Annotated in this window: 19 protein-coding genes, 1 tRNA gene and 1 pseudogene; 12 read left to right on the forward strand and 9 right to left on the reverse strand. The window is 63.5% G+C overall.

Annotated elements, in window-relative coordinates:
* Positions 1-27: 27 nt before the first annotated feature.
* From NL532_RS14295 to NL532_RS14305, 3 genes are all read left to right on the forward strand, one after another.
* The gene (locus tag NL532_RS14295) at positions 28-1,941 is read left to right on the forward strand and encodes a potassium transporter Kup (protein WP_023823130.1); all 1,914 of its coding nucleotides are present in this window, start codon (positions 28-30) and stop codon (positions 1,939-1,941) included.
* Positions 1,942-2,082: 141 nt separating this feature from the next.
* Positions 2,083-4,002: a potassium transporter Kup gene (locus tag NL532_RS14300; protein ID WP_286459217.1), complete on the forward strand. Its 1,920-nt coding sequence runs from the start codon at positions 2,083-2,085 to the stop codon at positions 4,000-4,002.
* A gap of 36 nt (positions 4,003-4,038) precedes the next feature.
* Complete coding sequence (locus NL532_RS14305; RefSeq protein WP_023830144.1) at positions 4,039-5,079, forward strand: SDR family oxidoreductase; 1,041 nt, start codon at positions 4,039-4,041, stop codon at positions 5,077-5,079.
* Between the two features lie 50 nt (positions 5,080-5,129).
* Here NL532_RS14305 and NL532_RS14310 read toward each other — a convergent pair whose 3' ends face one another.
* A complete protein-coding gene (locus NL532_RS14310; protein WP_023830145.1) occupies positions 5,130-6,020 on the reverse strand; it encodes an SDR family oxidoreductase in 891 nt (296 codons plus the stop codon).
* Positions 6,021-6,158: 138 nt separating this feature from the next.
* On the opposite strand from NL532_RS14310, the gene NL532_RS14315 reads away from it, so the two are divergent.
* Together NL532_RS14315 and NL532_RS14320 are read left to right on the forward strand one after the other, a co-directional pair.
* Positions 6,159-6,566 carry a winged helix-turn-helix transcriptional regulator gene (locus tag NL532_RS14315; RefSeq protein ID WP_023690335.1) on the forward strand — a complete coding sequence of 136 codons (408 nt, stop codon included), beginning with the start codon at positions 6,159-6,161 and terminating at the stop codon, positions 6,564-6,566.
* A gap of 75 nt (positions 6,567-6,641) precedes the next feature.
* Positions 6,642-7,877: pseudogene (locus tag NL532_RS14320) on the forward strand (FAD-dependent oxidoreductase); the annotation flags it as partial.
* Here NL532_RS14320 and NL532_RS14325 read toward each other — a convergent pair.
* Together NL532_RS14325 and NL532_RS14330 are read right to left on the reverse strand one after the other, a co-directional pair.
* Positions 7,840-8,598: a glutathione S-transferase family protein gene (locus NL532_RS14325; protein WP_245270421.1), complete on the reverse strand. Its 759-nt coding sequence runs from the start codon at positions 8,596-8,598 to the stop codon at positions 7,840-7,842. The pseudogene NL532_RS14320 and the gene NL532_RS14325 overlap by 38 nt on opposite strands.
* Before the next feature lies 1 nt (position 8,599).
* Positions 8,600-8,905, reverse strand: a complete 306-nt coding sequence (locus NL532_RS14330) for a Rieske (2Fe-2S) protein (RefSeq protein WP_032900229.1) — start codon at positions 8,903-8,905, stop codon at positions 8,600-8,602.
* Between the two features lie 122 nt (positions 8,906-9,027).
* Between NL532_RS14330 and NL532_RS14335 the strand changes: the two genes are divergently transcribed.
* From NL532_RS14335 to ilvC, 3 genes are all read left to right on the forward strand, one after another.
* Entirely contained in the window at positions 9,028-9,486 is a 459-nt protein-coding gene (locus NL532_RS14335) for a MarR family winged helix-turn-helix transcriptional regulator (protein ID WP_023690331.1), read from the forward strand.
* A 143-nt stretch (positions 9,487-9,629) separates the two neighbouring features.
* A complete protein-coding gene (locus tag NL532_RS14340; RefSeq protein ID WP_245270422.1) occupies positions 9,630-10,295 on the forward strand; it encodes a TetR/AcrR family transcriptional regulator in 666 nt (221 codons plus the stop codon).
* A 23-nt stretch (positions 10,296-10,318) separates the two neighbouring features.
* On the forward strand, positions 10,319-11,338 hold the full coding sequence (gene ilvC / locus NL532_RS14345; protein ID WP_023830148.1) for a ketol-acid reductoisomerase: 1,020 nt from the start codon (positions 10,319-10,321) through the stop codon (positions 11,336-11,338).
* Positions 11,339-11,419: 81 nt separating this feature from the next.
* On the opposite strand, the gene NL532_RS14350 is transcribed toward ilvC, so the two are convergent.
* Together NL532_RS14350 and NL532_RS14355 are read right to left on the reverse strand one after the other, a co-directional pair.
* Positions 11,420-11,704 carry a PilZ domain-containing protein gene (locus NL532_RS14350; RefSeq protein WP_023685169.1) on the reverse strand — a complete coding sequence of 95 codons (285 nt, stop codon included), beginning with the start codon at positions 11,702-11,704 and terminating at the stop codon, positions 11,420-11,422.
* 169 nt (positions 11,705-11,873) lie between these two features.
* On the reverse strand, positions 11,874-12,467 hold the full coding sequence (locus tag NL532_RS14355) for a BA14K family protein (protein ID WP_023830149.1): 594 nt from the start codon (positions 12,465-12,467) through the stop codon (positions 11,874-11,876).
* A gap of 156 nt (positions 12,468-12,623) precedes the next feature.
* Between NL532_RS14355 and NL532_RS14360 the strand changes: the two genes are divergently transcribed.
* Together NL532_RS14360 and NL532_RS14365 are read left to right on the forward strand one after the other, a co-directional pair.
* Positions 12,624-13,736, forward strand: coding sequence for an endonuclease/exonuclease/phosphatase family protein (locus NL532_RS14360; RefSeq protein WP_023706152.1), 1,113 nt, complete (start codon positions 12,624-12,626; stop codon positions 13,734-13,736).
* 5 nt (positions 13,737-13,741) lie between these two features.
* Positions 13,742-14,461 (forward strand): NUDIX hydrolase, encoded by a 720-nt coding sequence (locus NL532_RS14365; protein ID WP_023668380.1) that lies wholly within the window; start codon positions 13,742-13,744, stop codon positions 14,459-14,461.
* On the opposite strand, the gene NL532_RS14370 is transcribed toward NL532_RS14365, so the two are convergent.
* The 4 genes from NL532_RS14370 to NL532_RS14385 all read right to left on the reverse strand — a co-directional run bounded on the left by NL532_RS14370 (position 14,458) and on the right by NL532_RS14385 (position 18,039).
* Entirely contained in the window at positions 14,458-14,700 is a 243-nt protein-coding gene (locus NL532_RS14370; protein WP_023690325.1) for a hypothetical protein, read from the reverse strand. The two genes, NL532_RS14365 and NL532_RS14370, sit on opposite strands and share 4 nt — an antisense overlap.
* A 129-nt stretch (positions 14,701-14,829) precedes the next feature.
* Positions 14,830-16,047 (reverse strand): ABC transporter permease, encoded by a 1,218-nt coding sequence (locus tag NL532_RS14375; protein WP_023685173.1) that lies wholly within the window; start codon positions 16,045-16,047, stop codon positions 14,830-14,832.
* Positions 16,044-16,748: an ABC transporter ATP-binding protein gene (locus NL532_RS14380; RefSeq protein WP_023830150.1), complete on the reverse strand. Its 705-nt coding sequence runs from the start codon at positions 16,746-16,748 to the stop codon at positions 16,044-16,046. Before NL532_RS14380 ends, NL532_RS14375 begins: the two co-directional genes overlap by 4 nt.
* Positions 16,749-16,752: 4 nt before the next feature.
* Positions 16,753-18,039: an efflux RND transporter periplasmic adaptor subunit gene (locus NL532_RS14385; RefSeq protein ID WP_023712690.1), complete on the reverse strand. Its 1,287-nt coding sequence runs from the start codon at positions 18,037-18,039 to the stop codon at positions 16,753-16,755.
* Positions 18,040-18,151: 112 nt separating this feature from the next.
* Here NL532_RS14385 and NL532_RS14390 point away from each other — a divergent pair, with 112 nt between their 5' ends.
* The gene (locus NL532_RS14390) at positions 18,152-19,060 is read left to right on the forward strand and encodes a PhzF family phenazine biosynthesis protein (protein WP_023830151.1); all 909 of its coding nucleotides are present in this window, start codon (positions 18,152-18,154) and stop codon (positions 19,058-19,060) included.
* A gap of 346 nt (positions 19,061-19,406) precedes the next feature.
* Positions 19,407-19,482: transfer RNA gene (locus NL532_RS14395), tRNA-Lys, on the forward strand.
* Positions 19,483-19,603 lie beyond the last annotated feature (121 nt).

The following is a 19,603-nucleotide window of genomic DNA, read 5'->3' on the forward strand; positions in this document are numbered from 1 at the left end:
CACCGCACGATGATCGGGGAGTAGTCGATGGCTCTTTCCAGCATCGGTAGCGAGGCTGAACCCGTCGAACAACCGAACCACTCCCACACTGAACAGCACAGCACCAAAGTTCTGATGCTGGGCGCCCTTGGCGTCGTCTATGGCGATATCGGCACCAGCCCGATCTATGCCTTCCGCGAGGCGCTTCACGCTTCGCCTGGTACCGACACGCGCATAGATGTCCTGGGCGTGCTGTCGCTGATCGTCTGGGCGCTGACGATTATCGTCACCATAAAATACGTCGCTTTCGTGCTTCGCGCCGACAACAAGGGCGAGGGCGGCACGCTGTCCCTGATGGCGCTGGCGCGCAGCGCCTATCCAAAAGGCGCCAAGCTTATCCTCGGCATCGGACTTTGCGGGGCGTCGCTTTTTTTCGGAGACGCTATCATAACTCCGGCCATTTCCGTGCTGTCGGCAGTTGAGGGCCTGGAAGTGGTGACACCGACGCTGGAGGCCTATGTCGTTCCGATCACCTTGGTCATCCTGGCATTTCTGTTCTCCGTGCAGCGCTTCGGCACGGGGAAGGTGGCGGCAGTATTCGGGCCGGTGACGGCGCTATGGTTCCTGGCCATCGGCGTTTCCGGGCTCTACCACCTGATGGATGATCCTTCGGTGCTGTTGGCGATCAACCCGTACTATGCGATCGCCTACTTAGCCGGCACGCCGACCGCCGCTTTCGTGACCGTTGGTGCAGTGTTCCTGGCGGTAACGGGGGCCGAGGCGCTTTATGTCGACCTTGGACATTTCGGGCGCAAGCCGATCGTGCTCGCGTGGTTTTCCGTGGTGTTTCCTTGCCTGCTGCTCAACTACTTCGGCCAGGGCGCCTTTGTATTGGCGAATGGCGGCAGGCCGACCAATCCATTCTTCGAGATGTTGCCGGATTGGGCGCTGATGCCAATGGTCGGCTTGGCAACGGCCGCCACCGTGATCGCCAGTCAGGCGGTGATCTCGGGTGCTTTTTCGCTGGCACGTCAGGCAGTGCAACTCAACCTGCTGCCCCGCATCGAGGTGCAGCACACGTCCGAAATGCAGAGCGGCCAGATTTATATGCCGCGCGTCAACCTGCTCATCGCCCTGGGAGTGATGCTGCTGGTTGTCGGCTTCGGCAGCTCGAGTTCGCTGGCTTCCGCTTACGGAATTTCGGTAACCGGCGAGATGCTGATGACAACCATTCTGCTGTTCGTTGTCATGCGCAATTTGTGGAAATGGCAGCTTGGGCTCGCCCTGGCATTGGCGCTGCTGTTCGGCACCATCGACATGGGTTTCTTCCTGGCGAATGTCGTCAAGATCGTGGAAGGCGGATGGGTGTCAATATCCGTTGCCTGCCTCATGGGGCTGATCATGACCACCTGGATACGCGGCAGCCGCTATCTGTTCGACAAGACCCGGCGCAACGAAATCCCGCTCGATTTCCTCGCCGGCAATCTGCTGAAGAAGAAGCCGCAGCTGGTGTCCGGCACCGCCGTGTTCCTGACCAGCGATCCGCAAAGCGCGCCGACAGCGCTGATGCACAGCCTGAAGCACTACAAGGTGCTGCACGAGCAGAACGTCATTCTGTCGGTGGTCACCGCACCGCAGCCGCTGGTGCCCGACAGCGAGCGGGTCAAGATGGAGACAGTCAACGAGTTGTTCATGCGGGTGACGCTGACCTTCGGCTATATGGAGCAGCCCAACATTCCGCGCGCGCTGGCGATCTGCCGCAAGCAGGGCTGGAAGTTCGACATCATGACGACGTCGTTCTTCCTGTCGCGGCGCTCGCTCAAGGCATCGCCCAATTCCGGCATGCCGGTGTGGCAGGACAAGCTGTTCATCGGGCTCGCCCGCTCGGCGGCCGATGCGACGGAGTATTTCCAGATCCCGACCGGACGTGTGGTCGAGATCGGCACGCAGGTGGCGATCTGAGGTTTCCGGCAGCCTTTGACGCCACGCACGGGTCATTGCGGGGCAAGCCCTGCGCTGGGAACATGGTAGCCCTACCGTCACGGCACTTGATATTGCATCGCAGCAAGCGTAGAGCACCGCGCGCTTATCGGAGTGTCGTCCATGGCCCTTACCAATGCTGGTATTGAGGCAGAACCCGTCGAACAATCGAGCCATCCCGAAATCGAACAGCACAGCACCAAAGTTCTGATGCTGGGCGCGCTCGGTGTGGTCTATGGCGACATCGGCACCAGCCCGATCTACGCCTTCCGGGAAGCGCTTGTTGCGTCCTCCGGCGGCGAAATCGCCGAGCGCGGCGATATTCTGGGCGTGCTGTCGCTGATCATCTGGTCGTTGACGATTATCGTCACCATCAAATACATCATGTTCGTGCTCAGAGCCGACAACCGAGGCGAGGGCGGCGTGCTGTCGCTGATGGCGCTGGCGCGCGGCAGTTTCCCGACCCGCTCGGCGATCATCCTGGCCATCGGTATTGTCGGCGCGTCATTGTTCTTCGGTGACGCCGTCATCACGCCGGCAATCTCGGTGCTTTCGGCGGTTGAAGGCATGAATGTCGTTACCCCGACCTTCCAGCCCTACGTCGTGCCGCTGACGCTGGTCATCCTGGCGATCCTGTTTTCGGTGCAGCGCTTCGGGACCGGCGGTGTGGCGCTGATCTTTGGCCCGATCACGGCGGTCTGGTTCCTGGCTATCGGTCTTTCGGGCTTGAACCACATCATCGCCGATCCCGAAATCCTGTGGGCGGTCAGCCCGCACTACATCGTCGCCTTCCTGATCAATTCGCCCGATGTCGCCTTCGTCACCATCGGCGCCATCTTCCTCGCCGTCACCGGCGCCGAAGCGCTTTATGCCGATCTCGGCCATTTCGGCCGCAAGCCCATCGTGCTCGCCTGGTTGGCCATCGTGTTTCCCTGCCTGCTGCTAAACTATGCCGGGCAGGGCGCTTTCGTGCTGGCGAAGAACGGTCACGTCGGCCATCCATTCTTCGAGATGAACGAAGGCTGGACGCTGATCCCGATGGTGGTATTGGCAACCGCGGCGACGGTCATCGCCAGCCAGGCGGTCATATCGGGCGCCTTCTCGCTGACCAGGCAGGCGGTGCAGCTCAATATGCTGCCGCGCCTCGAAATCCTGCACACGTCGGAACGGCAGTCGGGCCAGATCTACATGCCGCGCGTCAATGTTTTGCTGGCGTTGGCGGTGATGTTGCTGGTCGTCGGTTTCGGCGAATCGAGCAAGCTCGCCTCCGCCTATGGCATCTCGGTGACCGGCAACATGTTGGTGACGACGGTGCTGCTGTTCGTCGTCATGACCCGCATCTGGAAATGGCGGCTGTGGGTGGCGGTCGCCATGACGGCGCTGTTCGGCTTCATCGACATCGGCTTCTTCGCCTCCAACATCGTCAAGGTGTTCGAGGGCGGCTGGGCGTCGCTTGCGGTGGCCTTCACCATCGTTCTGGCGATGTGGACCTGGGTGCGCGGCAGCCGCTATCTGTTCGACAAGACCCGGCGCAACGAAATCCCGCTCGATTTCCTCGCCGGCAATCTGCTGAAGAAGAAGCCGCAGCTGGTGTCCGGCACCGCCGTGTTCCTGACCAGCGATCCGCAAAGCGCGCCGACAGCGCTGATGCACAGCCTGAAGCACTACAAGGTGCTGCACGAGCAGAACGTCATTCTGTCGGTGGTCACCGCACCGCAGCCGCTGGTGCCCGACAGCGAGCGGGTCAAGATGGAGACAGTCAACGAGTTGTTCATGCGGGTGACGCTGACCTTCGGCTATATGGAGCAGCCCAACATTCCGCGCGCGCTGGCGATCTGCCGCAAGCAGGGCTGGAAGTTCGACATCATGACGACGTCGTTCTTCCTGTCGCGGCGCTCGCTCAAGGCATCGCCCAATTCCGGCATGCCGGTGTGGCAGGACAAGCTGTTCATCGGGCTCGCCCGCTCGGCGGCCGATGCGACGGAGTATTTCCAGATCCCGACCGGACGTGTGGTCGAGATCGGCACGCAGGTGGCGATCTGAGGGGTCTCGAACGGATAAATCGTCGAGGAGGCTAATATGAGCGGCGAATTGGTGCTGGTCACCGGCGGGTCCGGCTTCCTCGGCGCTCACTGCATCCTCGAACTGTTGAAGGCCGGCTACCGCGTCCGCACCTCCGTGCGATCGGCGAGGCGCGAAGCCGATGTGCTCGCCATGCTCAAGGCAGGTGGCACGGAGCCCGGTGACGCCCTTTCATTCGCCCATGCCGATCTGATGGTCGACGCAGGCTGGCCGGCGGCGGTGGCCGGCTGTGATTACGTGCTGCATGTCGCATCACCTTTTCCGCCCGGCGCGCCCACGCATGAGGATGACCTGATCCTTCCGGCGCGCGAGGGCGCGTTGCGCGTGCTGCGGGCGGCGCGGGATACCGGGGTCAGGCGCGTCGTGCTCACCTCATCCTTCGCGGCCGTCGGCTATGGCAAGATGCGCGCGGATGGGCAGCCTTTCAACGAGGAAAACTGGACCGATCCGGCAGGCAAGGTCAGCGCCTATGTGAAGTCCAAGACGCTCGCCGAGCGCGCGGCCTGGGATTTCATCGCCGAGCAGGGCGGCGCGCTGGAGCTTGCGGTCGTCAATCCCGTTGGCATCTTTGGACCGGTGCTCGGCGCGGACCATTCGACCTCGACCGAATTTGTCCAGCGCATGCTGAACGGCGCCGTGCCTGGGCTGCCGCGCCTGTCCTTCGGCGTCGTCGACGCGCGCGACGTGGCGGATCTGCATGTTCGCGCCATGACCCACCCCGCCGCCAAGGGCGAACGGTTCCTCGCTGTCGCCGGCGATTTCATGACGGTCCGCGAGATCGCGCAGACCCTGAAGACGCGGCTCGGGCCGGCGGCGTCGCGCGTCTCGACGCGGGAGTTTCCCGATTGGCTGGTGCGCATCATCGGGCTGTTCAATCCGGAAGCGGCACAACTCGCAACGGAACTGGGCAAGATCAAGAACGCCACCAACGCCAAGGCGGTGCGCGTGCTCGGCTGGGCGCCACGCTCGCGCGAAGATGCTTTGATTGCCACGGGCGAAAGCCTGATCCGGCTGGGACTGGTCAAGCGACGTAAGTAATTGTGCGGGAGGCCGAACCTTAAGGGCTCGGCGTCCCGCAACGGCAGCTTTCAGCCGGCCAGTGCAGCCTTGTTCGTCTCCAGAAACTGCTTCAGCGGCACCGACTTTCGGCCGGAGAGTTTTTCGACCGCGTCTGTCACCATGCCGAGGTCACCTGCGCGGGCGGCAGCGTCGAACGACACCAGCACCTTGGCGAAGGGTTCAGGCAGGCCGGCCGACTTCATTCCCTCGGTCAGGGCTTCGTCGGAAAGCTGGATGACCCGGATCGGCTTGCTGGTGACTTCGGTGACCAACGCCGCCACTTCGGCAGCCGTATACGCACTGGGGCCGGTCAGCGTGTAAGTCGCGCTTTCGCTGCTGTCCGAGGCGAGCCCCGCTGCGATCGCCGCCGCGAAATCGTCACGCGTGCCGTAGGAAATGGCGCCGTCGCCGGCGGAGGTGTACCACTGACCCGATGCCAGAGCCTGCGGCAACGCCATGAACAGGTTCTCGTTATACCAGCCATTGCGGAATATCGTGTAGGGGATGCCGCTCGCCTTGACCGCCTGTTCGGTGTCGTAGTGGTCGGGCGCGAAAACAACCGGCGAACCAGGCTCGGGGTTGGGCATCGAGGTGTACAGCAGGTGGCCGACGCCAGCCTGTTTGGCCGCCGTCACCGCCGCAAGCTGCTGCTCGCGCCGCTTCCCCTGTACCTCGAGTTCGTTGGTCGAGATGACGAGTGCCCGGTCGGCTCCCGCGAAGGCCTCGGCAAGCGATTGCGGGTCGTTGAAGTCAGCGGCTCTGACGAGGACGCCGCGCGCCGCCAGATCGGCAAGGTTGGCGGGTGTACGGGTGGCGGCGATGATGCGGTTTGCGGGGACCTTTAATGTGTCCAGCAGGTGGTTGATGACGCCGCGGCCAAGCTGGCCGGAAGCGCCGGTGACGAGAAGGGTTGCGGTCATGGGGGATCCTGAAATTGCGCCGGGTGGCGGGTGCTTCTGACAGTCTCAAAAAGAGACCAGCACTAAAATAAGAATTGACCGGCCACCGTAAAGAAGGCAGTTTTTAGGGAGGTAGGCACCGCCAGGGAACCAGCAGCCATGGACGGCAAGGTCGTCAATCTGAGAACCAAGCTCAATATATTCAAAGCCACCAGCGATGGCGCAAACATTGCCGATTGCCCGGTTCGCGACGTGATGCAGGGCGTGAACGGCAAATGGAGTTCGCTGCTGATGGCGGCGCTCGCCGAGCAGCCCTATCGTTTCGGCGAGTTGCGGCGCCTGGTGCCCGACATCTCGCAGCGCATGCTCACCCAGACGCTCCACGATCTGCAGCGCGACGGCTTTGTTCATCGCGAAGTGTTCCCGACCAAGCCGCCAAGCGTCGAATACAGCCTGACCGATCTCGGCCGTTCGATGTTCGGCGCCTTGCATCAATTGATCCTGTGGGCCGAACTCAACCATGGTGCGGTGCGCAAGGCGCGCGCTGCCTTCGACGCCGGTGGCTGATATTTTGGTCCATGCAGCAAAGGCTTGATTTGACAATGGCGCTGAAGGATTGTCCGGCCAGTAGTTGGGCGGGCAATGGAAAAATCTCTCGACATCGCGATTGCGGGCGCCGGCCCGGCGGGGCTCGCCACCGCGCTCTATCTCAAGCGCGCGGGCCACAACGTCACCATCTTCGAACGTTTCGAGGAACCCAAGCCCGTCGGTTCCGGACTGATCCTGCAGCCGACCGGGCTGAGCGTGCTCGCCGATCTCGGCCTGCTCGACGACATTCTGGCGCTGGGGAGCCGCATCGAGCGTCTGCATGGCGCCGATGCCTCGAGCGGCCGCACCGTGCTCGCCGTGCGCTACGATGCGCAGCCTGGCGGCCGTTTCGGGCTGGCGGTGCACCGGGCGGCGTTGTTCAACATGTTGTTTCGCGCCGCGCAGCGCCAAGGCATCGCCATCGAAACCGGTGTCGAGATCGAGACGCTGGACGTCGGTGAGCGGGCGATCCTGATCTTCGACAAGAGCCGAACGGTGGGGGGCCGCAGGGCAGGGCCGTTCGACCTCGTGGTCGACGCCAGCGGCTCGCGTTCGAAGCTGCGCCGGTGCCTCAACGATCCGGCCCAGCCGCGGCAGCTCACTTACGGCGCGTTCTGGGCCTCGCTCGGCTGGCGCCAAGGCTTCGACGAAAATGCGCTGCTGCAGCGCTACGACAAGGCCAGCGTGATGATCGGCGTCCTGCCGATCGGCCGACCGGAACCGGGCGGGGAAAAGATGGCGGCGTTCTTCTGGAGCCTGAAGCCGGCGGATGCCGAAAACGTGCGCGCGGCAGGGCTCGACGCCTGGAAGGCGAGACTGGTCTCGCTGTGGCCACAGTGCGAGGCGTTCACCAGCCAGATCGACAGCTTCGACCAGCTGTCGCTGGCGCGCTACGGCCATCACACGATGAAGCTGCCGACCGGCCGCCGGCTGGCGGTGATCGGCGACGCCGCGCATTCGACCAGCCCGCAGCTCGGGCAAGGCGCCAACATGGCGCTGCTCGACGCGGCAGCGCTCAGCCATGCCTTGGCACAGACGGGCAACGTCGAGGCAGCGCTGGAAAGCTACGCCCGGGCGCGGCGATGGCATGTCCGGATCTTCCAGCTGCTGTCGCTGGCGCTGACGCCGTTCTACCAGTCGGACGGCACGATGCTGCCCTTCTTCCGCGACAGGCTGGTGGCAACCATCGCCAAAATCCCGCCAGTGCCAAGCGTGCTTGCCTCGATGGTGGCCGGCACGCTGATCGATCCGTTCAGGCGGATCGGGCTAGAGGAGGTGCACTGGCCAGATCATCCGGCGGGATCAGGGTCGAGAAAAGCGAATTTCTCGCACGCAGGAATAGACGCAGCCGCTGCGGATAGTCCGGCGCCACGGCACCTTTGATCGAGGCGCGTTCGCTCAACGCCTTGCGCCAGGCCTGGACCAATGGCTTGCCGTCCAGAATGCCGAAATTGCCGATCCGGTCGAAGGCGTCGAGATAGCGGAAGACCGGGCCGTAGACGGCATCGACGAGGCAAAAGCACTCGCCATTGAACCACGGTCCGGCCTGGTCGGCCAGTTCGTCCTCCAGACGATCGAACATGGCCGAAAGTGCCGTGGACTCTGCCAGGAAGGCGGCCTCCGTCGAAGCCGTGTAGAACCGGCCGATGGTGTTCAATGTCGCCGAGCCGAACTCGATCCAGGCGCGATGCCGGGCACGGGCGTAGGCGTCGGCCGGATGCAGAGGATTGGCTTGCGTCTCCTCGAGGAATTCGAGAATGACGGCGGATTCGAAGATCACCGTCTCCTCGCCATTTGCCTGGACGATCAGCAGCGGCACCTTGCCCAGCGGCGAAATCGCCTTGAACCAGTCCGGCTTGTTGGCGAGGTCGATGGTGACACGATCAAACGGCACGCCTTTCTCGGCCAGCGAGATCGCCGCGCGCTGCACATAGGGGCATAGATGATGGCTGACGAGAATGAGCTTGCCAGTCATTTCATTCTTCTCAGGCATTTCATTCTTCTCAGGCATGTCACTCTCCCCAGACATAGTTCAACGCGCCGGCCTCGACGCGCGTCGACAGGAACATCAGTCGCGACGCTTTTGGCGCCGGACCTTCGATCCGGTCGCCTGATGTCATGTCGAAGGCGGCGCCGTGCCATTGGCAGACCAGCTTGCCGTCCTTGCAGTCGAGCGGCCCGCCGAAATGCAGGCAGACATTGGCGGCGGCGCGGATGCGCTCACCGCTGCGCCAAATATGGACCTCGCGGCCGAAGAATGGCGCGATCAGGCTGCCCGTCTGTGGGACGTCGGCGACTTTGCAGATTTCGTGTTTCATGGATCTTTCCCGGATTGATGCAATTGCATGCATATAGATGCAAGTGCATCGATCGTCAAGCTTGATGCTAGTGCATCGATCGTCAAGCTTGATGCAACTGCATCTATCGCCTAGGATGGGTCATGACCAAAACAACCACGCCTTCGCCCGAAGCCGTCAAGGCCTGGGCCCGCCTGATGCGGGTTTCGCGCCAGCTCATCGAAAAGGCGGAAGAGGCTTTGAAGACCAGCGGCTTGCCGCCGCTCGACTGGTATGACGTGCTGCATGAACTCGCCGAGGCGGGTGAGGGCGGGCTGCGGCCATTCCAGCTAACCGAGCGCACACTGTTTGCGCAGTATAACATCTCGCGGCTTCTGGCGCGGCTCGAGGCCGAAGGACTGGTCGAGAAACTCAGGGTTGCCGATGACGGCCGCGGCCAGACCATCCGCATCTCGGCCAAGGGCCGTCAGACGCGGCGACGGATGTGGGCTGTCTATGGACGGTCGATTGCGGAATTGGTCGGCGCAAAACTCTCCGCGGAGGAGCTGAAGATACTGGCGAGCCTGCTTGGAGAGCTGCGCCATCCGCCCGCCGATGATTGATCCGTCAGAATCTCGTGGTTTGCTCGGCGGCTCTCACGTCGACGATTTTTCTACCGAACCCCTTGCGTCGAGCACAGGATTGCGCAATATGCCGAACCGTAACGTACGGTACGCCGTTTGAGGCGACCCGGCGACCTCATCGAATGGGCAGGAAATTGTTGCAGGCAAGGGCCGAGATCGATACCAGCGAAGTGCTGACAGAGCGGCAAAAGGCCGTCCTGGACGCGGCTTTGCGGCTGCTGGTCGAGGAGGGCGACAATCTGACCATGACGGCGGTGGCGCGCCGCGCCAGCTGCTCGAAGGAAACGCTCTACAAATGGTTCGGCGACCGCGACGGACTGCTGACGGCGACCGTGCAGTGGCAGGCATCGAAAGTGCGCGTGGTGCCGGTCGACGGTGAGCGGCTCGATCTTGCCTCGCTGACGGCAAGCCTGGAAGGCTTCGCCTCGGACTGGCTGAAGGTGATTTCGAGCGATACCTCGATCGCGCTGAACCGCGTCGCGATCGGCCATGCCGGATCCGGAAAGGACGATCTCGGCGCGATCGTGCTGGAGAATGGCCGTTTCGCGCTGGCCAGACGGTTGAAGCCGGTGCTGCTTGCCGGCAAGCAGGCCGGGCTGCTCGACTTTACGGACGCCGAAATGGCGTTCCGGACCTTTTTCGGGCTGGTCGCCCGCGACGTGCAGATCCGTCTGCTGCTCGGCGACAGGCTGGAATTGACTGAAGCGGCGATCGGCGGCGATGCCGCCCGGGCGACGCAGCAGTTTCTCGCTCTTTATGGAGCAAAAACCGGGCCGCAAGGCCTCTAATCTCTGTGGGAAGGAAGCAAAAGATGCGTGTCTATTACGATCGCGACGCCGATCTCAATCTGATCAAGGGCAAGAAGGTCGCCATTATCGGCTATGGCAGCCAAGGCCGGGCGCACGCGCTCAACCTCAAGGATTCCGGCGCCAAGGAAATCGCCATCGGCCTCAAGGCGGGATCGGCGACCGCCAAGAAGGTCGAGGCCGACGGGCTCAAGGTGATGAGCGTGGCGGACGCTGCCAAATGGGCCGATTTGATGATGATGGCAACGCCTGACGAGCTGCAGGCCGACATCTACAAAAACGAAATCGCGCCAAACATTCGTGACGGCGCCGCGATTGCCTTCGCGCACGGCCTCAACGTGCATTTCGGCCTCATCGAGCCGAAGTCGACCGTCGATGTCGTCATGATCGCGCCGAAAGGCCCCGGCCACACGGTGCGCGGCGAATACCAGAAGGGCGGCGGCGTGCCGTGCCTGGTCGCCGTCAACCAGGATGCTTCCGGCAATGCGCTCGATCTCGCTCTGTCCTACGCCTGCGGTGTCGGCGGCGGCCGTTCGGGCATCATCGAGACCAATTTCCGCGAGGAATGCGAGACCGATCTGTTCGGCGAGCAGGTCGTGCTCTGCGGCGGCCTGGTCGAGCTGATCCGCGCCGGCTTCGAGACGCTGGTTGAGGCCGGCTACGCACCCGAAATGGCCTATTTCGAGTGCCTGCACGAGGTCAAGCTGATCGTCGACCTGATCTATGAAGGCGGCATCGCCAACATGAACTACTCGATCTCGAACACCGCCGAATGGGGTGAATATGTCTCAGGCCCGCGCATCATTACCGCCGAGACCAAGGCCGAGATGAAGCGCGTGCTGAAGGACATCCAGACCGGAAAATTCACCTCGGAGTGGATGCAGGAATACCGCGCCGGCATGTCGCGCTTCAAGGGCATCCGCCGCAACAATGACAGCCACCAGATCGAGGAAATCGGCGCCAAGCTGCGCGCCATGATGCCCTGGATTTCCAAGAACAAGCTGGTCGACAAGGCCAAGAACTAACCCGCAGTCGTCGGGATTGGGAGCAAAGAGCCGGCGGAGCGATCCGCCGGCTCTTTCATGCCGGTTTATCGATCAGGACGCTCAGCCATAGTGCCAATGCGGCTTCGGCTCGGTGCCGGTGAACTCGACGCCGATGCGGTCGTCGCGGCGCCAGCGCACGATGGCCTTGTAGCCGATGCCGTCGACCGGCACATAGAGCAGGAACTCGTCCGGCACGCGCGCGTCTATAGACACTTTCAGCTCGGCGCCGCCGGCATGCATGTTGCGCACCGTGCACTTGACCTCGGAATTGGTGAGGCCGGTCAGAATCGTCGCGCCTTTCAGCACGCGCTGCCGGTGTTTGTTTCGCAATTCGTTGTCGGCCATGACGGCACGTCCTTCGCGACCGGATCGGCGCGATCGTCAGATGGGGCACGATATCACGGATAGGCTGAGCCGATAAACATATGGTTAGCGGTGACCGAGACCAGCCGTCTTTCCCAAATGAAAACGGCGCCGCGATGGGGCGGCGCCGTCGTGTATTGTCGTTTATAGTTCAGCTGTAGGGCGACCAGCATTGCTGGCGCGGGCCATCATAGGGCTGGAACGTGTTGTCCCAGGCCCGGTAGGACCGATAGCGGTCGTAGCACCACTGTACATGGGCGCTGGACAGACGCTGCGTGCGGTAATAGCGGCGGGGCGCCGGCTGCACGTAATAGCCGTCATTGTAATAGCCGTTGTTGTAGTAGCCGTTGTTGTAGATGCTGCCGAGGCCGAGACCCAGGCCGAGGCCGAGAACTGCTGCGGCGCCGGTGTCAAAATCACGGCCGCGATGGTGGCGGTGATGGCGCCAGCGCCAGTTGTCGCCGCCGTTCCAGTTGCCGCCATTCCAGTTGCCGTTGTTCCAGTTGCCTGACCGGGCAAAGCGACGGCCGTCGTGGCGGCGCCACTGCCAATCGTTGAAGGAGCGGCGGTCATTGCCGCCCGCCCAGCTGTCGCGAACCGGTGTGATGTCAGACAATGCGGTGCTTGCCGGCACCGACAAGTCCGGCTGCAGGATCGGGCCCGCGGCGGATGGCGCCGTGAGACCCGAGAAAAGACCGAGCGCTAACAGCCCGGATTTGACTGTGGACGAAAAGAGCGAGCTCATTGCACTCTCCAAGTGATACAGGCCCACGCCCGGATACCCCAGGGAAGTGGCCTATTGATGGACCTTGGCGTCTGAACGGAGGATGAACGGAAAGGTTCCATCAGCCATGACGAGCAGCCCTTGTTTTCATGGGCGCTTGCAGGCAAAGGTCAGCCCATGTCGCTGCGCCTCGCCACTTTCAATGTCGAAAACCTGATGAACAGGTTCGATTTCTCGGGCTTTCGCAACCAGCTCAACGAAGACCGCACGCTGGCGCTTTTCGACATCCAGAGCGAAGCCGAATACCGGATGCTGGAGCAGGCGCGCGCCATCGCACAGTCCGACGATACGCGCCAGTTGACCGCGCTCGCCATCGCCGCCACCCGCGCCGACATCATCTGCATGCAGGAGGTTGACAACATCGAGGCGCTGAAGGCGTTCGAGTATGGCTATCTCTTCAAGATGGTGGGCGAGGGTTACCGGCAGAAATACACCACCGCCGGCAATGATTCGCGCGGCATCGACGTTGCCCTGATGATGCGCAACGAGACAGCGCAAGGTCAGCCGATCGAATTCGTGCGCATGACCAGCCATGCCTATGTCACGTTCGAGCAGTTCGGATTGCACACGCCTGAACTCGAGGCGCTCGGCAACCTGGCCAATGAACGCATCTTCCGGCGCGATTGCCTGGAGGTCGACATCAAGGTCGGCGGCGTGCCGCTGACGCTTTACCTCGTCCATTTCAAATCGATGGGCTCGCCGCGCAATGGGCTCGACGGCCGCGAGGCGACGATGCCGGTGCGCATCGCCGAGGCGCAAGCCGTGCGCCGCATCATCGAGGAGCGCTTCGGCAAAGAGCACGCAGCCGATAAAAACTGGGCGATCTGCGGCGACATGAACGACTACCGCCAGCGGGTGAAGATCGAGGGCGACGCTATCGACGGCTACCGCTTCCAGGTGATCGACGAGAGCCAGTCCTGTATCGATGTGCTCACCGCCGGCGGCTTTTGCGAGAATGTCGTCGAGCGGCGGCCGGAGATGGACCGCTGGAGTTTCTACCACACGCGCGGGCCGAAGGAGCGGCATCTGTGCCAGCTCGACTACATCCTGCTGTCGAAAGGGCTGGCGGCGAAGAATGCGACGGCGGTGCCCGACATCATCCGCAACGGCCAGCCCTGGCGCACCATCTTTCCGGCGGGACAGGCGGTGGAGCGCTTTCCGCGCGCCGGCTGGGACCGGCCGAAGGCGTCGGACCATTGTCCCGTCGCAATTACCCTGGACATGGCTTGAGCACGGTGAGCTTCGACCTGCCGCGCAACGTCATCCTGCCCGTCGACGAAATCGACGTCCGGCTCGACCCCGGCCCGCATCCGTTCGAGCGCGACAACGCGCAGGCGATCACTGACAACTGGCGGCGTGAGGTTACGGCCAATCCGGCGCTGTTCGACGGCACGGTGGTGCTGCTCTCGGCGCTCGCCTGGCGCGACAACCGGATCGTCGGGCGTTGTCACGCGGTGAAGTACTCGACCTTCCTGCTGTGGCGAAAGAACCGGCAGGGGACGGGCGCCGAGCATGCCTATGGTCACGCCATGCTGGTCGCCGGCGACAACGCCCTGGTGGCGATCCGCATGGGCGCGCACACGGTCCCGGCCGGCAGTGTCTACTTCGCTGCCGGCTCGTTCGAGCCGATCGATTTTCGCGATGGCCGCGTCGATGTCGATTTCAACATGATCCGTGAAGTGCGCGAGGAGACCGGGCTTGACCTGACAGGCGCTGCGCGCGGCAAGCGCTACCATGCGCTGTCGACTTCGACCGGCACGGTCCTCTTCCGCCGCTACCACGTCGATGCGCCGGCCGACGAGATTGCGCGGCGCATCGGCGCCTTCGTCGCGACCGAGACCGAGCCGGAGATCGAGGGGCCGGTGATCATCCGCCACGCCGCCGACCTGCCGGAAGGGCTGGCACCGCATATGAAGCCGCTGGTCGAGTGGCATTTTGGCGGTGGCGGGGGCTAACGGCGCGGATTGTTCTGCGCCGCCTTGCGGTCGTTGCGGGCGGCGACGAGGAACAGGATAACGCCGATGCCCAGCAATCCACCCATGACCATGCCCATCGTCTGGCCGACGACTGCCTGAAAATCGGCGGTGACACGATCGGGATTGGCCATGCCGTAGCGGGCGAGATACCACCAAAGTCCCGCAAGGGCGCCTTCGATGATCACCATCGTCAGAATCAGCCGCGCCTTCTTGCTCATTGCCACTCCTTGACCAGATGCTTTGCTCTAAAATTAGCATCGCAGACCGGACGACAACAAGTATTGCCGATGTCGACAAGCACCCATCCTTGTGGATAGCGGTTGGTTGCGGTGGAGCTGATCTGGCGCTTATTCGTGGCGCAGCGCGTCGATCGGGTCGAGCCTGGCGCCGCGCAGCGCCGGGAAGAAGCCGAACACCATGCCGATCAGCGCCGAAAAACCGACGGCGAGCAGGATGACCGCCGGGCTCGGCGCAAACGGTATGGCCAGCGTTGCCGAGGCGAGGCCGGCCAGCGCCAGGCCGATCAGGATGCCGATAATGCCGCCGAGCAGCGACAGCACCGTCGCCTCGACCAGGAACTGGATGAGGATGTGCTTTTCATGCGCGCCGATGGCGAGCCTGATGCCGATCTCGCGGGTGCGCTCAGTGACCGAGACCAGCATGATGTTCATGATCCCGATGCCGCCGACCAGCAGGCTGACGCCCGCGACGGCGCCCAGCATGCCGGTCATGGTGGTGGTGGCGCTGGCCATGGCGTCGGCGATCTGGGTCATGTCGCGGATCGAGAAATCGTCTTCGCGGTCCGGCGTGATGCGGCGGGTGTCGCGCAAAATGTCCTCGACTCGCGGCTGCAATTCGGTGGTCGGGGTGCGGTCGTCGGCGGCGACGTAGATGTTGTCGATGTCGCGGTTGCCGGCGATGCGGCGCTGATAGGCGGCAAGCGGCATCAAGACGACATTGTCCTGGTCCTGGCCGAAGCCGGTATAGCCCTTGGGTTCGAGCAGGCCGATGATCTTGCACGAGGTGCGGTTGACGCGGATGATCTCGCCCTCGGGTTCGCCGGCGCCGAAGAATTGCTGGCGCACCGTTTCGCCGATCAGGCACACGCCGGTGCCGGAGCGTGTTTCCGAATCCGAGAACGGGCGGCCCGACACCAGCTTCCAGTCGCGGGCGTCGAGATAGGCGCTGTCGGTGCCGGTGACCCCCGAGGTCAGGCTCTCGGTGCCGAAGATGACGCGGACTTGTTTCTGCGACGCCGGCGCAATGGCGCGCGCTCCGGTCAGGTGGGCTACGAGGGCGGCTACATCCTTGTCGGCCAGAGGCCGTACCGCCTGGTCGAGCCCGCCTGGTCCGCCGGTGCCTGCCGGGCGGCCGGAACGGACGACGAGCAGGTTCGAGCCGAGCTTGGCGATGTCCGACTTGACCTTGGCCGTGGTGCCCGAACCGATGGTCAGCATGGCGATGACGGCGGCGACACCGATGACGATGCCGAGCAGCGTCAGGAACGAGCGCAGCACATTGCGGCGGATGGAGCGCAGAGAGAGGCGGACGGTTTCCCAGATCATGACGCCAACTCCGACTTGGCCGTGTCGGACGCGACGTGGCCGTCGAGGAAGCGGATGGTGCGCTCGGCATAATCGGCGACATCGGCCTCGTGGGTGACCATGGCGATGGTCAAGCCGAGCTCCCGGTTCAGCCGCGTCAACAACTCCATGATCTCATGCGTGCGGGCGGTGTCGAGATTGCCGGTCGGCTCGTCGGCGACGAGCAGCGTCGGCCTGGTGACGATGGCGCGCGCGATCGCCACGCGCTGTTGCTGACCACCGGAGAGTTCGGCCGGCGTGTGATGTTCGCGCCCGACCAGGCCGACCTCCGCCAGCGCCTGCATGGCAAGATCGCGGCGCTCGCGGGCCGGCGCGCCGCGATAGATCAGCGGCAGCTCGACATTTTCCGCCGCCGTGGTGCGCGGCAACAGATTGTAACCCTGGAAGACGAAGCCGATATAGAGATTGCGCAGAAGCGCCCGGCGGTTGCGGTCGAGCCGCCCGGCGTCGATGCCCATGAAGGAGTAGGTTCCGGCCGTCGGCGTGTCGAGGCAACCGATGATGTTCATCGCGGTCGATTTGCCCGAACCGGACGGGCCCATGATGGCGACGAATTCGCTACGCTGGATGGCGAGGTCGACGCCGGCCAGCGCATGGACCTTGGCTTCGCCCTGGCCATAGCTCTTCCAGACCGTGTCGAAACCGATGAGGCCCGCGGCCATGGCGTCAGCTCCGCAGCTGCGAGGTCGTGATAACCTCTGCACCTTCATCCAGCCCGGAGGTGATCTCGGTCAGTTCGCCGTCGGTGGAGCCGATCTTGACGTTGACCGGGTGCGGCCGGCCGTTCTCCAGCACATAGAGCGTGCGTGAGCCGTCGGTGGGCGCCTTCACCGGCTGGCGGCGGTTGCCGCCACGGCCCATGCGGCCGGTGAACAGATCGCTGAGGCTCCACGCGCGCGCGGCCTGCTGCGCCGGGCGGTAGCGGAAAGCGGTGGACGGCACGGTGAGCACGCTCTTGGCCTGCCTGGTGACGACCGAAACCGTGGCGGTCATGCCGGGCCGCAGCAAAAGCTCGTTATTGTCGACTTCCAACCGTGCATTGTAGGTGACGACGCCGTCGGTGGTGACCGAGGCGTAGGAGATGTCGCGGATCTCGGCGTCGAACGGCCGCTCCGGAAAGGCATCGACGGTGAAGCGTGCATGCTGGCCTGGTTTGACCGCGCCGATATCGGCCTCGTCGACCGCCGCCACCAATTCCATGTTCCTCAAATCGGCGGCGATGATGAACAGAACCGGCGCCTGCAGCGAGGAGGCGACCGTCTGGCCGGGGTCGACGGAACGCGTCAAGACGATGCCGTCAATCGGCGCATAGATGGTGCTCTTGGCAAGGTCGGTCTGCTGCGCCTTGAGATCGGCCTGGGCGATGGCGAGATTGGCCTGCGCACTATCGAGCGCCGCCTTGGAGCGGTCGCGCGTGGCAGTCGCCGCCTCGAGCGACTGGTCGGTCGCCATGCCACGCCTGGTCAGTTCGGCCGCGCGGGTGAGGGCGCTTTCGTTCTCCTTCAGGGTTACCGTGGCGTCCTCGACATTGGCGGCAGCGGCCTTGGCCGAGGCTTCGGCGCGTTCGATCTGGACCTCGAGTTTCACCGTGTCGAGCGTCGCCAGCACGTCGCCCTTCTTGACCTGCTGGTTCTCTTCGGCCGAGACCGAGCGGATGATACCGGACAGCTCGCTTGAAATGTCGACCTGGGTGAGGGGCTGCAGCGTGCCGGTCGCCGAAACCGCGACGGTGAGGTCGGCAATGGTAGCCGGCGTGGTGGTGTAGTCGATCTTGGCCGGGGAGCCGGCATACCACTGGTAGCCAGCGAGGCCGCCGGCAACGGCGATCAGCGCCAGCAGCGCGTAAAGCCAGCCACGACGGCGCGTCTTGCGCACGCCGCTCTGATCAAGCCCGAGCGCCGCCTCGATGGCGGAATCCGATTCCGTCTTTGGCAGATTGACAAGCTGGTCCACGCCGGACCCCTATGAAAGCGTAATGTCCCTAGTTGTGCACAGATCAGGCTTGGTGGTTCGAATATCAATTAAATTTCGGCCATGTTCGGATTGAGGCGGAAGGTTTTTCAAGATGCAGACCCGCAATTACTTGCTCTACGATGTGTTTACGACGGAGCGGCTGGCCGGCAATCCGCTGGCTGTCGTGCTCGACAGCCAAGGGCTGGATACAGCCGCCATGCAGGCCATTGCGCGCGAGTTCAACCTGTCCGAATCGGTCTTCGTCCTGCCGCCGGACAATCCAAAACATCGCAACCGCATCCGCATTTTCACGCCCGACTATGAGATGCCGTTCGCCGGACATCCGACAGTTGGCGCCGCGATCGCGCTGGCTGAACTGACGGGCGAGGGCGACGCCGGCATCTTCGTGCTGGAGGAGAACATCGGCCCGGTGCGCTGCGCCGTCAGCTGGCACGATGGCGCCACCTTTGCGGAGTTCGACCTGGCGAAGCTGCCGGAACCGCTGAAGCTCGACGCCGATTCGCAAGCGATCGGCGCAGCCCTTGGCCTGGCGCCGCACGAGATCGGCTTCGAGAATCACCTAGTGTCGTTCTGGTCGGCAGGCGTGCCTTACGTCACCATTCCGGTCGCCAATCTGGAGGCTGCGGCCCGGGTCAAGCTCGACAACCAGGCCTGGTCGGAACTGGCGCCGCGCAAGAGCGAATGGGCCTTCGCCAGCCCGTATGTCTATTGCCGCCAGACGGTGAACCATGACAGCGCCTTCCATGTCCGTATGATCGTGCCGGGCACGCCGTCCTATGAAGACCCGGCGACCGGGTCGGCGGCGGCGGCCTTTGCCGGCGCCATCATGCAGTTCGATGGCCCGACCGACGGCATTTCGCAGCTGTGGATCGAGCAGGGGCTGGAGATGGGCCGCCCTTCGCGCATCCGCCTCGAACTCACTGTCGAAGGCGGAAAACTGGCCTCCGCGCGCATCGGCGGCCATGCGGTAAAAGTGGCGGAAGGCAAGCTGTTCGTTTGAGTGGCCCGTGGCTGAGATCGTCGCTGTCGGCGATCCTTCACGCCCCCCTCTGTCCTGCCGGACATCTCCCCCACGAGGGGGGAGATCGGATGTCGCATTGGCTTTCGCCAATCTCCAACGCCGAAAGACAGGCGAAACGGCAAGGCTGCCAATCTCCCCCCAAGTGGGGGAGATGCCCGGCAGGGCAGAGGGGGGCGCTGTCCCGCCGCCGACTCTGGTTTTTGCTTCGCTGCAACACTCGAAACCGAAGCCCGGAGCGATTTGTCGGGAAATGATTCCGGCAGGGCTGGACAGGACCGGTATCGGCGGCTATATGCCCGCCAACGCCGGTTTTTACCGGTCGAGTGGGTGCGTAGCTCAGTTGGTAGAGCAGCTGACTCTTAATCAGCGGGTCCACAGTTCAATCCTGTGCGCACCCACCAAATTTCTAGAAGAGTTGGTGGAAGACCTTGGAATGCCGGACGCGTTGACGCGCCTCGACATGCCTCAATCATGGGGCAGGTTTGCCTTAAACTCGGCGGCCGGTAAGCCGGTGCGCTATTT

Origin of the sequence: Mesorhizobium sp. C120A (assembly GCF_030323105.1) — a bacterium.
In the GTDB taxonomy this organism is placed as follows: Bacteria; Pseudomonadota; Alphaproteobacteria; order Rhizobiales; family Rhizobiaceae; genus Mesorhizobium.

Coding starts and splice junctions, on each gene's coding strand:
- ilvC (WP_023830148.1), top strand. CDS start 10,319: ATGCGTGTCTATTACGATCGCGACGCCGATCTCAATCTGATCAAGGGC.
- NL532_RS14335 (WP_023690331.1), top strand. CDS start 9,028: ATGACCAAAACAACCACGCCTTCGCCCGAAGCCGTCAAGGCCTGGGCC.
- NL532_RS14300 (WP_286459217.1), top strand. CDS start 2,083: ATGGCCCTTACCAATGCTGGTATTGAGGCAGAACCCGTCGAACAATCG.
- NL532_RS14340 (WP_245270422.1), top strand. CDS start 9,630: ATGGGCAGGAAATTGTTGCAGGCAAGGGCCGAGATCGATACCAGCGAA.
- NL532_RS14350 (WP_023685169.1), bottom strand. CDS start 11,704: ATGGCCGACAACGAATTGCGAAACAAACACCGGCAGCGCGTGCTGAAA.
- NL532_RS14390 (WP_023830151.1), top strand. CDS start 18,152: ATGCAGACCCGCAATTACTTGCTCTACGATGTGTTTACGACGGAGCGG.
- NL532_RS14380 (WP_023830150.1), bottom strand. CDS start 16,748: ATGGCCGCGGGCCTCATCGGTTTCGACACGGTCTGGAAGAGCTATGGC.
- NL532_RS14295 (WP_023823130.1), top strand. CDS start 28: ATGGCTCTTTCCAGCATCGGTAGCGAGGCTGAACCCGTCGAACAACCG.
- NL532_RS14360 (WP_023706152.1), top strand. CDS start 12,624: ATGTCGCTGCGCCTCGCCACTTTCAATGTCGAAAACCTGATGAACAGG.
- NL532_RS14355 (WP_023830149.1), bottom strand. CDS start 12,467: ATGAGCTCGCTCTTTTCGTCCACAGTCAAATCCGGGCTGTTAGCGCTC.
- NL532_RS14310 (WP_023830145.1), bottom strand. CDS start 6,020: ATGACCGCAACCCTTCTCGTCACCGGCGCTTCCGGCCAGCTTGGCCGC.
- NL532_RS14305 (WP_023830144.1), top strand. CDS start 4,039: ATGAGCGGCGAATTGGTGCTGGTCACCGGCGGGTCCGGCTTCCTCGGC.
- NL532_RS14370 (WP_023690325.1), bottom strand. CDS start 14,700: ATGAGCAAGAAGGCGCGGCTGATTCTGACGATGGTGATCATCGAAGGC.
- NL532_RS14315 (WP_023690335.1), top strand. CDS start 6,159: ATGGACGGCAAGGTCGTCAATCTGAGAACCAAGCTCAATATATTCAAA.
- NL532_RS14330 (WP_032900229.1), bottom strand. CDS start 8,905: ATGAAACACGAAATCTGCAAAGTCGCCGACGTCCCACAGACGGGCAGC.
- NL532_RS14375 (WP_023685173.1), bottom strand. CDS start 16,047: ATGATCTGGGAAACCGTCCGCCTCTCTCTGCGCTCCATCCGCCGCAAT.
- NL532_RS14325 (WP_245270421.1), bottom strand. CDS start 8,598: ATGCCTGAGAAGAATGAAATGCCTGAGAAGAATGAAATGACTGGCAAG.